Origin of the sequence: Pseudomonas sp. p1(2021b) (assembly GCF_020151015.1) — a bacterium.
Classification (GTDB): domain Bacteria; phylum Pseudomonadota; class Gammaproteobacteria; order Pseudomonadales; family Pseudomonadaceae; genus Aquipseudomonas; species Aquipseudomonas putida_K.
This window is the reverse complement of record NZ_CP083747.1, coordinates 73,430-87,520: the sequence shown is the minus strand read 5'-3', so window position 1 is coordinate 87,520 and position 14,091 is coordinate 73,430. Positions and strand designations below refer to the sequence as shown.

Genomic DNA, 14,091 nt, shown 5'->3' with positions numbered 1-14,091 from the left:
GTGCCTGGCGCCGGCTTTGCGGGCCGAGAGGGACCGGCGGCTTCAAGAGCACAGAACAAGGGAGGGGGGTATTCGTGCGTGTGTGGCATCCCTGAGGGCAAGTTCAACTACTTTCAGGAGTTCGCCATGAACAACGTATCGCTCATCAGCTTCATCAACCTGCTGCACAGCGCCTCCCACGTGCAGCTGACGCTGCCCGGGCTTACCACGCGCTGCACTGCGGAGGTCGAGCAATCAGGTTCGACAGTCATCCTGCTTCGCCTGTTGTGGTCGAGCAACTGCGAGACGCTGATCACTGCTGAGGCACTGTCGGCTGGCCGCTGGGTCGACGACACGTTCCACTGCCTGGATGCTCACGGCCGCGAGGTCACGCTGCAATTACTGCAGACGACAACAATCAAACCCGACTGCAGCACGCCGAACGAGCTCGATGCCTTGCTCCGTGAGCTGTTGCTGGAAGCTAATCGCCGTGGGTCCTCTCCAACCAACATGCAAAATGCCCTGCAGGTAGCTGTTTGGGAAGGTTCGAAGTCAGTCCGACGGTTGCTCTTCCCGCAGATGCTTGCAACGCTGAACACCGTCCAGGAAACACTCACCAAAGCCGCGCAACTCGGCGTATGGGACTGGGCCTCGATGCCGCAACTGCGTGACCAGGTCACGGCTGCGCTCGCGGCTGATTACGGTACCGAGGTCACCTGGAGTCCGGATTGCGTCTACGACCACCTGGACAGCAGTGAGATCCTCGATTTCTTCGCGGATCTTCGCAAACGCACCGACACTCTCGATGAAGAATCCGAGCTGGTATGGCGAGTCTTGGTCATGGCGGTCAACCTTCTGGAGAAAAAGCAGCTCCACGAGTTGCTCCAGGGCCTGCGTCAACGACTGGAAGACATGAACGACGACATGCGCCAGCTCTGCTCTCTGCCTGTCGCTGATTTGCTGCGGCTGATCGCAGACCCTGAGGCTGATGCCGAGGAGGTATAACGCTCTACCCGCCCCGACCATGTGTCGGGGCTTTTCTTTGGGCAAAAGAAAACCGCCAGTCCGAAGACCAGCGGCGGATGGAGCGTTCGTAGGTGCTATGCCGACTTCAGCACATAGCGTTTCTGCGGAATGAGCACTGTTTCTTCGACGACGTTCAGGCTCAGCATGTCGATGAAGGTTGAGCGGATACTGTCACAAGCATTGTCAAATGCCTCGACGACCTCTACTCGGTTCGCGAGCTGGTCCAGAGACCATTCGTTGAAGTCTTCATCCTGGTCCAACGCCTGGCCAGAGACACGAAGCGTTTTGGGTGGATGCTGGAAGTTTAAACGACCTGCATCACCCTCGGCGCCACAGCGACCGCAGCGATTGTTACCTTCGGTACAGGCTTGGTAATTGCGCTGAGAGCAGCTTTTGCAGTAGGACTGATAGCCGGTGGATTCCCATTGGCTTTTCATGAGCACCAGATACCCGCTCGATCGGCCATTACTGCTGATGGTGAACTCGCCATTCATTTCCACGACGAAGTCCTCGATCACCAGAGACAAGTCATCCCAGTAGTCGACATTGAGCAGCTCAAAGGCCTTCTCTGTCTGCTCCCGATCCAGGCCAAGGGCATGGATCTTCACGCAGTGAGCGTAGCTCGTGGCGCGGTTCCAAGAGTTCATGGTGTCATAGCGATAATGGCCAGCCAGGAAGCTGATCATCGCTTGACGATCGGTGCGGTCCACTGCTGCTTTTTGAAAATGTTGCATTGGGAAATCTCCTGTTGGCTGTATAACCGGAGATGTGCAACACAGAGCGGTAAATCCGGGCAATGGCGCGATCGGGGATCATGGACCTGGGAAGATCGAGTGCTGCAACGGCGAGTTGGCCCGCTGGGTTAGCCCACCCGCCTGGCAACGGTCTGGGCATCACCAAAACTGCGTGATAGGCCGGGTCTCAAAATTGTCGATGGCTTCCTTGTGCTGCTGGTAATGCTGCTCGTACATCTTGATGTTGAGGCGGCAGAACTCTTCCAGCTCAGGCTCGGGTAACCGCGGCGAAAATAGAATCACTGGCCGCTGGTCCTGATCAGCGAACTGTAGGGTGCCGTCAGGGAACATCACCTGAGGTATCCCGCCCAATAGCATCTCCACTTTGGTAATGAACGGGGTGATCTTGGACTGGTCGGGCGCGAAAATGTGCATCACTTGATCGGTCATAGCGGTTATCTCCTAGGTCAATGGAACTGGGGTGCGATTAGGTCCTCTGGTCCCTACATCACACCAGCTTCAGATGGGGTCTTTTAGGGTCGCCTATACGGACCTGCAGCGCCGGCTGCATGTGCATTACGTCAAAACCCATGGACTTGAACCACATAGGGTTCATCAACGTGCGTTTCTCGGTGGGGAGTTCGAAAAAACCGTTGTCCTCGGACCAGAATCGGCCGCTCACTGGATGAACCAGGTCAAGCTCACAAGTGCCGTCGGGATAGGTGCACACCACAAGCTCCCAGGACGGATCGGGGGGGACTGGCCATTGGTAGTCCTCCGGCGCAAGGCGCTTTCGAATTCCCCCGTCACAGCGGCCGGACAACCCATAGACGAATGCACGGACATGCCACATCAAGATCGGGCGGTCTCGCTCAGTCCACCCTGCACATGCGTACTTGAATGCCTGGCGAACCAACGGCCTTGGTAGGCCCCACTGAAAGCACGCGAGGCCCTTCTGATACATATCTTCAAAGTCGAGGTTGGGATAGCCTGCGTCGTCTGCTGCACGTTCCAAGTAGTTCATGCTTCGCGCACCTCCGGGCGATATGCAGACCCTCCGAGACGGTACTCGTCCACCTTGGCCAGCGCGTCTGCCGCTGGGCGCTCGACCAGGGTTTGTATTTCCCCATCGGTGTACAGGCAGCCGGTGATATCCATCACGAGTGCAGCGCCGGCAAGGTCGATTGCAAGGATGTGGGTGTAGTTTTGGTGGCCTGCCAGGCTATTTTCCCCTTGCGTGAAATCTCGACTGATCGGCCCTTTAACAACCCCGCGGTACGGCTCTGGAACTGTCTCGGGCCATCCGTCGCAGAAGAATGACTCGACGAATTTCTGCAGGCCGATTCCGAGCTCGGCAGCAAAGCGTTTGATGCCGTCGATCGATGATCCATCCCACGACCATTCTTCAATCAGATTCCGATTGCACATGCTGGGTCCCTCCCTAAGGCTCCGGCGCCATTGTGTGTTTGCAGCAATTGAGTCATGCATCTTAGAGCATATCGATACTTAACGCGTAAACATAAGGCTAGTTTTCTTTGTACACCATGTTCATCTGGGGCCAGCAGTGAAGCACGCTCATCCTGCGGGCGAAAAAAAACCCGGCAAATGCCGGGCTGTGGGGTTACCTGCTCACGCTTGCGGCGCCAGCAGTAGCTCAAGGTGTTGTCGATCACTTGCGACCATCGACTCGACACCCCGCAAAATAGCTGCAGAGAGCGCTTTTCCAGCGATTTGCTGCGAGTTTGCGTTACCGTTGAGCTGCTCTTGGGTGCAGCACTCATAGGCCTGGAGAATTGACCGGAGATTGCCTAGGGAGAGCCGGCCGACGATGGCATCCAGCACGATGGCAACAGGAGAACCACACACCTGAGTCGCTTTAGCTACAGCGCTCGCTGTGTCAGGTGCAGGATCAGCAGTGATGCCCTGGGCAGCGCCCAAAATCGCATTCAACTGATCAGTGACCAAGTGCAAGAGCTCGTTGTAGCTATCCCCATCAGGAGGTAATACTTTGTCGTTGAGGTCTCGGGCGTGCGCGTTGACGGCACTGAGAAGGCTTTCCACCGCTTGTAGGGAGCTTTTTGGATCGTTCATGAGGGGCACCAGGTAGTTGGTTGTTTAACTGACTTCAGGGGATGCTCCACACAGCCCTACAATCCACCTTCTACATGCCTGTGGGACATCTCCTTGCATCATGAAAAGCCTTTCTAGGAGAGACCCTATGCAATTCCAACCAGCGTTTGAGCAAATGCGTGCCATCGTTGAGGCTGATGACTGCCTTCTGCGTGGATTCAAACAAGACTTTTACCAGTTTGACCTGCTCCACCTCACCAAAACTGGGACGGTCGGCGGTCGATACGTTTGGGTCATCCGCGAAAACGGCACACACCTGGCTTCACTCGGCCTGCATCCCAAGCTCACTGAGTTTGTGGAATGCGCGCTCGACATGAAGGAGGCACTGCAGGTTTTCGAAATCACCCTGCTGAAGGATGGTGCTGCGACGATTAAACCTATCTCCGTGGAGATGGGGCGTGACCTGTTACGGCACCAGCAATACAAGTTCGAGGGACGGCACATCAAACGAGGCGGCCGCCTCGTTGCGCTGGTTGACATCGAGGTGCTGTACAACCGAGGCCAATACGGCGGTACCGTCACCTTCTCCTTCGAATCAACACCGAGCAGGGATGAAGAAACTGACTTCAAGCAAATCGCCCTGTGCCTATTCCAGCAGAAAGCGCAAAGCTTGTTTGCCTGTATGGACCACGTGACTTTCCAGACGCGCAATCTTGCTGCATGAGGTACCAACGCAATACCCCACCGCTGGCCACCTAGGTCAGCGGTTTTTTGTGCCCGAAAAAAAACCGGCCTCAAGGGCCGGTCGGTAGCGTTGCCTTCAGCGTGCAGCGAGCATTGCCATACGGCTCCGCTCCTTGCGTTCAAGCAATTGCTGGCTGTTGTACGGCCCAACCTCCTGGACGCCGCCCAGGTCATCGAGGTGCACCAGGTAATTTAAGTAATCATCACCAGGATTCGACCATAGGTGCCTCAGCCGCTCGTGGTTGAGCACATGTGCCTTGAACTCCTCTCGACTCAATTCACCACGGCCGAGGGCGACCTGCAGTTTCGAATACGCCAGGTAGTCTGGGCGCCAGCTTAAAGGGATAGCGCACAACGCGTGATGTACGCGATCCGAATCGGGCCATACCGGGGGAATGGTCGTCAGTTGTGCCATGGTTAGGCCCACCTCTTCTGCCGGTGCAGCGATGGGCGAGAGTTCGAACCTTGTCACATCGAACCAAGCATGGCCGGTCGCCGAATAAGCACCCGCGCTGATCGGTGACGCTGGTGCGCAACTATAGACCAGCCAGCTCTGGCAGCCAGCCCACTGTCGGATGAATCTCACCATTAGGGTGCCGTCGGCAACAGGCTTCCGCCAGATGCAAGCACGCAGGTGGTAATCGATATTGTAGGGCGCCAGGTACGCAGGTAGATCAGCGTCGACAACAGTATCGAACACCTCAAACCCACTGGCGCCGATTCGCGCCAGGTAGCTGGCCCCCTCGGCGATTTCAAAGGCAGGGTCGAAGTGGAGCACGCCGGCAAGTGCCGTCTCCCCTCCTCCGGTTAGGCGAAACACAATGCGGCCGCGAGGCTTGTAGCTGTGGTTGAACTGTACGGTAGTGGTCATTTGTATACCCTCATCTTGGTCTGAGGGAATGCTTTGCAGCGCCCAATAAAAAACCCACCGCGAACGGTGGGTCAGGTGGAACGTTCAAGAACTGAGCAGGTAGTCCCCTGCGATGACAGCATTCGTAGCCAGGCCCTGCGAAGGGATTTCGACACGCTTGGTGCCGTCATCGATCAGCTCAACGAGTGTGGCGGCAAGTTTACGCACGATGACATTGTCGACCGTTTTGACTGGTACCGAGTGGCCCTTGTCCTGGAGCAGGATTTTGTAGCCGGTATCGTCGGAGTTGTGGGTAATCACCAGAAATCCATGCAGCTTGCTCGTGTTTACATTTACCTGCAGCGCAGGGCGGCGGGCGAGCCGAGATTGGGGTTTGGGGAGCAACGGAACAGAAAGTGCACTTAAGCCCTGCCATTTCCTCTCAGCGCCATAATCCAGGACCTTCATCTCCATCTCTCCTTGATTCCGTACTTAACTACGGAGATAGAGTCGGCTCGTGGGTAGAAAACCCGAGAGGAGGCTGTTATGAAATACCTAAGACTACTGCTGATAGTTGGTGCGACTCTGCTGTCATCCACCGTATGGGCCGAGAGCGGGAGCGACCGTTCAATCGAGCGAATCGCCGCTATGCGCGACAAGGCTGAGGCGGCCTTGGTGGCGGAAACCGCCAAGAAGATTGAGCAACTGGGGGCCACGGCGGCTGGCCGGGTCGAGGCGCAGCCCGGCTGTCCGCCTGCAAAGTAGAACATGAGCTGCTGATGCAGTACTAACCTGTGGCCTATGCAAGTGCTCCTTTGGCCATTCAGCGGCGCTCAATGAGCGCCGCTGTTTTGCCAAGCGCAAGCCGACCCCGGAGGTGCCTCACGCATCGGGAAATCCTCGGTTAACGCGCGGAGTCAGCGCAGTTCCTTTTCCCCCTGCAGCGAAACGATCAGCGGACAGGAAACCGTCCCGTGGCTCGCACAACAATCGTGAACCAGCCGCGCCAACACCGACTCGATCCGCCGCAGATCCGCGAGTTTCCCCCGCACATCCTCGAGCTTCTGCTCGGCGAGCACGCGCGCTTCGTCGCAGTGAGCGCCGTCATCCAATCGCAACAGCCCGGCCACCTCATCGAGGCTGAAGCCCAGTCGTTGCGCGGATTTGACGAATTTCACCCGGGCCACGTCCGCCTCGCCGTAGCGGCGAATGCTGCCGTAGGGCTTGTCCGGTTCGGGCAACAGCCCCTTGCGTTGATAGAACCGGATGGTTTCCACGTTGACCCCGGCCGCCTTGGCGAAGGCGCCGATGGTCAGGCTTTCCACAGTGTTTTCCATACTGCTTGACTCCGTACTTGACTACGGAAGTAACCTTAAACCATCGCTCACATGCTCGAAAGGAGAAATGCATGTCTGAACCATCAAACGGGCGCGCCCCTCTTGTCGCCGGGGGGCTTGCGGCGATTCTCGCCTCGACTTGCTGTCTTGGGCCGCTGGTTCTGATCGCACTGGGATTCAGCGGGGCCTGGATCGGCAACCTGACCGTGCTGGAACCTTACCGCCCGCTCTTCATCGGTGCGGCGTTAGTCGCGCTGTTCTTCGCCTGGCGACGCATTTTCCGCCCGGCTCAAGTCTGCAAACCGGGTGAGGTCTGCGCCGTGCCCCAGGTACGCACCACCTACAAGCTGCTGTTCGGGCTGGTAACGGCCTTGGTGCTGGTCGCGCTCGGCTTCCCCTACATCCTTCCCTTGTTCTACTGATCAGGAGTCCGCCATGAAAAAACTGCTTGCATCCTTCGCCCTCGCCACCCTAGTCGCCGCACCTGCCTGGGCGGCCACGCAGACCGTCACTCTGGCGGTGCCGGGCATGACCTGCGCCGCTTGCCCGATCACGGTGAAGAAGGCGCTGACCAAGGTCGAGGGCGTGACCAAGGCCGAGGTGAGCTATGAGAACCGCGAGGCCATCGTCACCTTCGATGATGCCAAGACCAATGTCCAGGCGCTGACTAAGGCGACCGAGGACGCCGGCTACCCGTCCAGCGTCAAGCAGTAGGCGGGCATTCCGATGGCAAACCCTTTCAATTTGTTCACGCGGATCGGTGACAAAGCCGGGTCCGTTGGCGTGCTGATTTCTGCCATAGGCTGTGCCTCGTGTTTCCCCGCCCTTGCCGGTCTGGGGGCCGCGATCGGTCTGGGCTTTCTGAGCCAGTGGGAAGGCCTGTTCATCACCACGCTGCTGCCGTTATTTGCCGGGCTGGCCCTGCTCGTCAATGCCCTCGGCGGGTTCAGTCACCGGCAGTGGCGACGCGCTGCGCCTGGCCTGATCGGCCCGGCCCTGGTGCTGATAGCGGTGTATTTGATGCTGGCTCACGGCTGGCGGAGCGGCTGGCTGCTCTATATCGGCCTGGCCCTCATGTTTGGGGTGTCCATCTGGGATCTCGTGTCGCCCGCCCACCGCCGTTGCTCCCCGACGTCCTGTCCGACTCCGCCAAAATGAAGGAATAACACTATGACCAAACTACAAATCGTCGGCATGACCTGCGCCTCCTGTGTCGAGCATGTGAAAGAGGCCTTGGAGAAGATCCCCGGCGTGCATCGGGCGGATGTTTCCTACGCCAGCGGGAAGGCCGAACTGAAGGTCGACGAGGGCGTAAGCCGTGAACAGATGCAGGCCGCCGTCGAGGCCCTGGGGTATCGAGCGGCGTTCGAAGACGCCACGGCACCTACCCGCTCAGGCCTGCTCGACAAGGCGCGGGGCTGGTTGAGCGGCAGCATTGGCGCCGGGAAAGATGGCGACAGGCTCCACGTGGCGGTCATCGGCAGCGGTGGCGCCGCCATGGCGGCCGCGCTCAAGGCGGTGGAAGGCGGTGCGCGCGTCACCCTGATCGAGCGCGGCATCATCGGCGGCACCTGCGTCAACGTTGGCTGCGTGCCCTCCAAGATCATGATTCGCGCCGCGCATGTGGCCCATCTGCGGCGCGAGAGCCCGTTCGACGCCGGACTGTCCACCACGAGCCTGACCGTCCTGCGCGAGCGGTTGCTCGCCCAGCAACAGGGTCGTGTCGACGAACTGCGCCACGCCAAGTACGAAGGCATTCTGGAGAGCACGCCGGCGATCACCCTGGTACGCGGCACCGCCCGTTTCCAGGACGGCCGCACGCTCAGCGTGGAACTGGCCGAGGGCGGCGAGCGCATCGTCGCCTTCGACCGCTGCCTGATCGCCACCGGCGCGAGCCCGGCCGTTCTACCGATTCCCGGACTCAAGGACACCCCGTACTGGACCTCGGACGAGGCGCTGGCGAGCGACACCATTCCTAAGCGGCTCGCCGTGATCGGCTCCTCGGTGGTGGCGGTGGAACTGGCGCAGGCCTTTGCCCGGCTGGGCAGCAAGGTCACGGTCCTGGCACGCAGCACGTTGTTCTTCCGCGAAGATCCGGCCATCGGTGAAGCGCTGACGGCAGCCTTCCGTATGGAGGGCATCGAAGTGCTGGAACACACGCAAGCCAGCCAGGTGTCCCACGTCGACGGCGAGTTCATCCTGAGCACCAATCATGGCGAGCTGCATGCCGACCGACTACTCGTCGCCACCGGCCGCACGCCCAACACCCAAGGCATGAATCTGCAAGGCGCCGGCGTGAAGCTGGACGAACGCGGTGCCATCCAGATCGACTCGGGCATGCGCACCAGTGCCCCGGATATCTATGCGGCCGGCGACTGTACCGACCAGCCGCAGTTCGTCTACGTGGCGGCGGCCGCAGGCACCCGTGCGGCGCTCAACATGACCGGCGGCGAGGCGAAGCTCAATCTCGACGCCATGCCGGCCGTGGTGTTCACCGATCCGCAGGTGGCCACCGTGGGCTACAGCGAAGCGGAGGCGCACCACGCCGGCATCGAGACCGACAGCCGCACCTTGACCCTGGATAACGTGCCACGCGCACTGGCCAACTTCGACACGCGGGGTTTCATCAAGCTGGTCATCGAGGAAGGTAGCGGACGGCTCATCGGCGTGCAGGCGGTGGCCCCGGAGGCGGGCGAACTGATCCAGACCGCCGCCATCGCCATCCGGGCGCGGATGACGGTGCAGGAACTGGCCGACCAGTTGTTCCCCTACCTGACGATGGTCGAGGGGCTGAAGCTCGCGGCGCAAACCTTCGCCAAGGACGTCAAGCAGCTGTCCTGCTGCGCCGGGTAATGAGCGCGCGAGGTTGAAGCATGAACGACACGGCAAGCGATCTCGGCAGTCGCGACAGCCTGCGCAAGACCTGGCAGGTAATCAGCTTATGGGGGCTGCCTGCCGTCGTGGCGACCATAGCGCTTGTTCTGGCGGATCGACGCCCTGCGTTGTTCCTGGCAGCGAGCGCCGCGCTACTCGTGATGGGCGGCGCCTGCCTGGTCAACGCCGCGCGCTGTCGCCGCCTTCACTGCTACATCACCGGGCCGTATTTCCTGATGCTCGCGCTGGGTGCGCTGCTGGCTTATGGGTTTGCCCCAAACGGCGAGTATCACTCCCGGCTGTGGTTGCTCCTGGCACTAGGGGTTACGCCATTGCTCATCTGGCTACCTGAACGCCTAGCCGGAAGGAAATATCTGAGCGCCCTAGTTTGCGGGGAAGACCGGGAGTGTCGGTGATGAATGCCTACACCATATCCAGACTGGCCGAGGACGCGGGCGTCAGCGTGCATGTGGTGCGCGACTATGTGCTGCGTGGCTTGCTGCACCCCGCGCGGCGCACGGAGAGCGGTTACGGCATTTTCGATGAGCGGTCCCTGGCGCGTCTGCGCTTCGTGCGCGCCGCCTTCGAGTCTGGTATCGGGCTCGACGAATTGGCACGGCTCTGCCGGGCGCTCGATGCGGACGATGGCGCCGACTTGATCGGCTGCGTCGAGTGCCTGCTCCGGCTAGTCACGGCACGGCAGGCGGCCTTAGCCGCAGTGGCAACCCAGCTGGCCGGGCTGACTCATTGCGCCGGCGAAGGTTCTGCCTATGCGTAACGCCGATCACGTTGAGTCAAGCAAGGTCTTCCGCTGGCGTGCTTACACCTGGGGCGTGCTCGCCGCGCTCACCTGCCCTTGCCATCTGCCGGTGCTGGCATTGCTGCTTTCGGGGACAGCGGCCGGCGCGTTCGTCAGCGAGCAGTGGAGCCTCGCGACGCTCGTGCTGGCGGTTTTCTTCATCCTCTTCCTGCGAGCGGCATTGCAGGCCTTTCGGAAGCGACCGTGACCCGCTCGGAGCACGGCGCGACCACCACTGCCGAGTTGGGCAGGGAGGCTGCAGGTCGATCGGCGCTCAGTCACGGGGGGAAAGCGTTGCTAGGTTTTCTTGGACGATGGAGGAACCCCCATCATGAACACAAACAACACCTCCACCATCAGCTGCTGCGAATGCTGCAAGGACATTCCCCTTGACGCCGCACTGACGCCGGAAGGTTCCGAGTATGTCGTGCACTTCTGTGGCCTGGAGTGCTATCAGCGTTTCATGTCGCGAGCAGATAAGAGGGCGGCATCCGAGCCTGATCACCCCTGCACACAAAAGGTCAGTACCCGTCAGGACGGCTAATTCGCGCTGCACCGGAAAAGTGGCTCTTGCTGGTCGCAGAAAGCGTGAGCCCGAGGACTCCGTCAGTCGCAATCCGTCTGAGCTGGAAGTGGCATCGAGTGCGGTGCCCGGCCGATTTCGAACCCAGGCCGTTACACCTACTGGTCGTCGTCCGGATTGCGCAGCGGCCGCAGTTCGCCGCGGGTAACCTCTTCCGGCACCGCGAAGGAGTAACGGCCCAGCATGTTGATGTGCTCGTGGATCAGTGGCGAGAGCCGCGCGACATCCTCCTCCAGCACCGGGTAGCCGTGCTGCCTGAGCCGTTCTACGGCCGCCGTCATGTAGAGGGTGTTCCACAGCACGATGATGTTCACCACCAGGCCGAGGGCGCCGAGCTGGTCCTCCTGGCCTTCGCGGTAGCGCTGGCGCAGCTCGCCGCGTTTGCCGTGGAACACGGCGCGGGCCAGGCTGTGGCGGCCTTCGCCCCGGTTCAGCTGGGTCAGGGTGGCGCGGCGCTTGGACTCGTCGTCGATGTAGGTCAGGGTGTGCAAGGTCTTCTCGATGCGACCGAACTCAGCCAGCGCCTGGGCCAGGCGGGTGGGACGATCCCCTGTTTGCAGGGTGCGCATGATGCCGGTGGCCGGCACTCGGCCGAGCTTGAGCGAGCCGGCCAGGCGTAGCAGGTCGTCCCAGTGCTCGGCGATCAGATCGAGCTTGACCGACTGCCGGGCCAGGCCGTTGAGTTTGCCGTAATCCGCCTCCGGGCGCGTGCGCCAGAAACGGGTACCGCCGACGTCGGCCAGGCGCGGGCTGAAGTGGTAGCCGAGCAGGCGGAACAGCCCAAACACCACATCGCTGTAGGCCCCGGTGTCGGTCATGATCTGCGTCGGCTGCAACTCGGTCTGCTGTTCCAGCACCACGGCCAGCAGCACCAGGCTGTCGCGCAGGGTGCCGGGCACGGTGATGGCGTTGAGGCCGGAGAACTGATCGGAAATCAAGTTGTACCAGGTGACGCCCCGGCCGGTGCCGAAATACTTCGGGTTGGGGCCAGCATGCACGGTGCGCACCGGTACCACGAAGCGCATGCCATCGGCGGAGGCGACCTCGCCGCCGCCCCAGACCTGGGCCAGCTCCAGTTGGCTCTGCGCCCCCACCAGAATGGCGTTTGCCACTGACAGCGTGTCGTCACGGATATAGTTCTGGCTGACCCAGGACAGCCGGTCGCGGCGTAGCGCCTGATTGTCGGTGCGGATCAGCGGCTCCAGGCCGGTGTTGCAGGCCCCACCCAGCAGCACCGCGCAGAGGCTGGTGACCAGGTTGTCGGCCCGCGCATTGCGCTCGGACACATGGGTGAAGGCCTCGGCGAAGCCGGTGCGAGCGGCGATTTCCAAGAGGATTTCCGGCAGATCGACACGCGGCATCAGATCAGCCACGGCTGCTCGCAGTTGCAGCAGCGAGTTCGGCTCCTCCAGCTTGTCCAGTGTGCCGAGCGAGAGCTCGGTCTTGCCCTCGGCGTTCTCGCTCAGCTGGATCGCGGGGTTGTCGGGTAGGCGGGCCGCGACCGCCTGCCAGGTCGCATCCAACTCGGCGCTCAGCGCATCCAAGGTGGTGCCGGCGTCAATGGTCAGGCCCAGCGAGCGGCAGATGATCGGCCGCGCCGCCAGCCATTCGGCACCGTCGAGCAGGCCGAGACGCGGGTCGGCATAGCGCCAACTGGGCGAGACGAACACGTCGCGCCGGCGCAGGGCCGTGCGCAGCGCATCGAGCGTGCAGAACACATAGGCGCCCATGTCGAGGGAGCCATCCTCGCGGGTAATGTGCTTCTGCCAAGCCTTGGCCACGATCTCCTGCGGCGCGTCATCCTCCGGTTTCCGGCGGGGCAGGTTCAGCTGCAACCAATCCAGGCCGGCGACCACGCCTTTGCCGGCCGGGCTGAAGCCGAAGCGGATGTGCTTGAGCAGGTCGGGCAGGAAACGGCGCACACTGCGGTAGCGCGCCTCCAGGGCGAGAAAATACACATCGTCAACCGGGCGGATCAGCGCATTGACATCTTCCAGGGCTTTCTCCAGCGAGGCCCTCGGCAGGTCGTTGAACAGCCGGGCGCGCACGTTGTCATCGCTGATTGAGCTGTCCAGCACGACCTTGCACGCGGCGGCGAGCGTCGCCGCCGAGCGATCCAGGTCTTTCAGGCTGCGCATGCGGGCTTTCTTGTCGGCCTTCTCCGCGTTGCTGAACAGGTCGCGTAACAGCGCTTCCAGGACCTCCAGGGCGTCGTCGTGCGCGGTGGCCTCCAGGCACAGGGCGAACGCCACCAGTGTCGCCATCCGCCGCGACGCCGGCAGCCGGTTGATCGCCGTGACCTTGGCGGTGTTGGCGAAGCGAGCCAGGGCCGCGATACGGCTGGGCGGGATGTGCGCCGCCGCTGGCAAGGCGATGCCGATGCCGCGCACGTCATCAAGCCGGCGCAGCGCCCGAATCAGTGCGGGGCCACTGACCATCACCGGGCCGGAGCGCAGTTGATCCAGCCGGGAACTGCGGTTGCCTTCGGCGACCAGCAGCAAGTCCTGTAGCTGCTGCCGTTGCGCCTCGCTCACACTGCGGCCAAGGGTTAGCCAGAGGCGTTCTTCGACCCGGCTGCGCAGTTGGGCGATGAACCGTTCCAGAACGGTGACGCCGGGCAGTAAAACCTTGTGCGTCAGCAACCAGGTCGTCGCCCGATTGAACAACTCGCCAGGACGATCTGTCCCTGTCCAACAGAGCGCATACAGCCAGCGGGCAAGTCGAAAGCCGACGCTGGAATCAGCAAACACCCGATAGCCGTAACGCTCCTGAATCTCGGCGGCATGACGTTGACGTTGGCGGGTTTCGGCATAGGCCAGGATACAAGTTGGATCGGTAATGCCTAACTGGCGACTGAGCGCTTGCAGCACCTCTTGGGGGACGGCTGAAAAGTCGTCGGGAAAAGTGCCCAGGTAGCGGATGCTGGTCAGTTGGGTGGCGTAGCCAAGGCGGTTGTGCTCGCCGCGCAGCGGTAGGAGGATTTTGTGGTCGTCGTCGCTCAGGTGGAAGTAGCGTTCCAGCTCCTCACGACTGGGGGCATCGACATAGCGGCCAAAACCGTCGCGTTGCTCCTGGGTCAGAAAACCGACCGGCAT

General features: G+C 61.3%; 20 protein-coding genes. 11 read left to right on the top strand and 9 right to left on the bottom strand.

What is annotated here, in order from left to right:
• Positions 1-126: 126 nt before the first annotated feature.
• Entirely contained in the window at positions 127-984 is an 858-nt protein-coding gene (locus tag K8374_RS24825; RefSeq protein ID WP_004574800.1) for a hypothetical protein, read from the top strand.
• A 95-nt stretch (positions 985-1,079) separates the two neighbouring features.
• Here the strand turns inward: K8374_RS24825 and K8374_RS24820 are convergent, their stop codons facing one another.
• The 5 genes from K8374_RS24820 to K8374_RS24800 form a co-directional block, all read right to left on the bottom strand.
• Positions 1,080-1,739, bottom strand: coding sequence for a hypothetical protein (locus tag K8374_RS24820; RefSeq protein WP_023383758.1), 660 nt, complete (start codon positions 1,737-1,739; stop codon positions 1,080-1,082).
• Positions 1,740-1,898: 159 nt separating this feature from the next.
• Positions 1,899-2,189: a hypothetical protein gene (locus K8374_RS24815; RefSeq protein WP_023383757.1), complete on the bottom strand. Its 291-nt coding sequence runs from the start codon at positions 2,187-2,189 to the stop codon at positions 1,899-1,901.
• Positions 2,190-2,247: 58 nt separating this feature from the next.
• Entirely contained in the window at positions 2,248-2,763 is a 516-nt protein-coding gene (locus K8374_RS24810; RefSeq protein ID WP_023383756.1) for a hypothetical protein, read from the bottom strand.
• The gene (locus K8374_RS24805; protein ID WP_023383755.1) at positions 2,760-3,167 is read right to left on the bottom strand and encodes a hypothetical protein; all 408 of its coding nucleotides are present in this window, start codon (positions 3,165-3,167) and stop codon (positions 2,760-2,762) included. The genes K8374_RS24810 and K8374_RS24805 overlap by 4 nt, the downstream gene beginning before the upstream one ends.
• 201 nt (positions 3,168-3,368) lie before the next feature.
• On the bottom strand, positions 3,369-3,830 hold the full coding sequence (locus tag K8374_RS24800) for a hypothetical protein (RefSeq protein ID WP_023383754.1): 462 nt from the start codon (positions 3,828-3,830) through the stop codon (positions 3,369-3,371).
• A 127-nt stretch (positions 3,831-3,957) separates the two neighbouring features.
• On the opposite strand from K8374_RS24800, the gene K8374_RS24795 reads away from it, so the two are divergent.
• On the top strand, positions 3,958-4,533 hold the full coding sequence (locus tag K8374_RS24795) for a hypothetical protein (protein WP_023383753.1): 576 nt from the start codon (positions 3,958-3,960) through the stop codon (positions 4,531-4,533).
• A 96-nt stretch (positions 4,534-4,629) separates the two neighbouring features.
• On the opposite strand, the gene K8374_RS24790 is transcribed toward K8374_RS24795, so the two are convergent.
• Positions 4,630-5,424: a hypothetical protein gene (locus K8374_RS24790; protein ID WP_224459418.1), complete on the bottom strand. Its 795-nt coding sequence runs from the start codon at positions 5,422-5,424 to the stop codon at positions 4,630-4,632.
• A gap of 84 nt (positions 5,425-5,508) precedes the next feature.
• On the bottom strand, positions 5,509-5,871 hold the full coding sequence (locus K8374_RS24785) for a hypothetical protein (RefSeq protein WP_175442734.1): 363 nt from the start codon (positions 5,869-5,871) through the stop codon (positions 5,509-5,511).
• Positions 5,872-5,949: 78 nt separating this feature from the next.
• On the opposite strand from K8374_RS24785, the gene K8374_RS24780 reads away from it, so the two are divergent.
• Positions 5,950-6,168 (top strand): co-regulatory protein PtrA N-terminal domain-containing protein, encoded by a 219-nt coding sequence (locus K8374_RS24780; protein ID WP_004574529.1) that lies wholly within the window; start codon positions 5,950-5,952, stop codon positions 6,166-6,168.
• 152 nt (positions 6,169-6,320) lie between these two features.
• Here K8374_RS24780 and merR read toward each other — a convergent pair whose 3' ends face one another.
• A complete protein-coding gene (gene merR / locus K8374_RS24775; protein WP_004574528.1) occupies positions 6,321-6,740 on the bottom strand; it encodes an Hg(II)-responsive transcriptional regulator in 420 nt (139 codons plus the stop codon).
• Between the two features lie 71 nt (positions 6,741-6,811).
• Here merR and merT point away from each other — a divergent pair, with 71 nt between their 5' ends.
• The 8 genes from merT (at position 6,812) to K8374_RS24735 (ending at position 10,957) form a co-directional block, all read left to right on the top strand.
• A complete protein-coding gene (gene merT / locus K8374_RS24770) occupies positions 6,812-7,162 on the top strand; it encodes a mercuric ion transporter MerT (RefSeq protein ID WP_004574527.1) in 351 nt (116 codons plus the stop codon).
• Positions 7,163-7,175: 13 nt separating this feature from the next.
• On the top strand, positions 7,176-7,454 hold the full coding sequence (merP, locus tag K8374_RS24765; protein ID WP_004574526.1) for a mercury resistance system periplasmic binding protein MerP: 279 nt from the start codon (positions 7,176-7,178) through the stop codon (positions 7,452-7,454).
• 12 nt (positions 7,455-7,466) lie between these two features.
• A complete protein-coding gene (merC, locus tag K8374_RS24760; protein ID WP_004574525.1) occupies positions 7,467-7,898 on the top strand; it encodes an organomercurial transporter MerC in 432 nt (143 codons plus the stop codon).
• Positions 7,899-7,910: 12 nt separating this feature from the next.
• A complete protein-coding gene (merA, locus tag K8374_RS24755) occupies positions 7,911-9,593 on the top strand; it encodes a mercury(II) reductase (protein WP_004574524.1) in 1,683 nt (560 codons plus the stop codon).
• Positions 9,594-9,613: 20 nt separating this feature from the next.
• Entirely contained in the window at positions 9,614-10,030 is a 417-nt protein-coding gene (locus tag K8374_RS24750; RefSeq protein WP_004574523.1) for a hypothetical protein, read from the top strand.
• Positions 10,030-10,392, top strand: coding sequence for a mercuric resistance transcriptional repressor MerD (gene merD, locus K8374_RS24745; RefSeq protein WP_004574522.1), 363 nt, complete (start codon positions 10,030-10,032; stop codon positions 10,390-10,392). The genes K8374_RS24750 and merD overlap by 1 nt, the downstream gene beginning before the upstream one ends.
• On the top strand, positions 10,385-10,621 hold the full coding sequence (merE, locus tag K8374_RS24740; protein ID WP_004574521.1) for a broad-spectrum mercury transporter MerE: 237 nt from the start codon (positions 10,385-10,387) through the stop codon (positions 10,619-10,621). Before merD ends, merE begins: the two co-directional genes overlap by 8 nt.
• A 123-nt stretch (positions 10,622-10,744) precedes the next feature.
• Entirely contained in the window at positions 10,745-10,957 is a 213-nt protein-coding gene (locus K8374_RS24735; RefSeq protein ID WP_004574520.1) for a DUF3330 domain-containing protein, read from the top strand.
• Between the two features lie 137 nt (positions 10,958-11,094).
• Here the strand turns inward: K8374_RS24735 and K8374_RS24730 are convergent, their stop codons facing one another.
• Complete coding sequence (locus K8374_RS24730) at positions 11,095-14,091, bottom strand: Tn3 family transposase (protein ID WP_004574519.1); 2,997 nt, start codon at positions 14,089-14,091, stop codon at positions 11,095-11,097.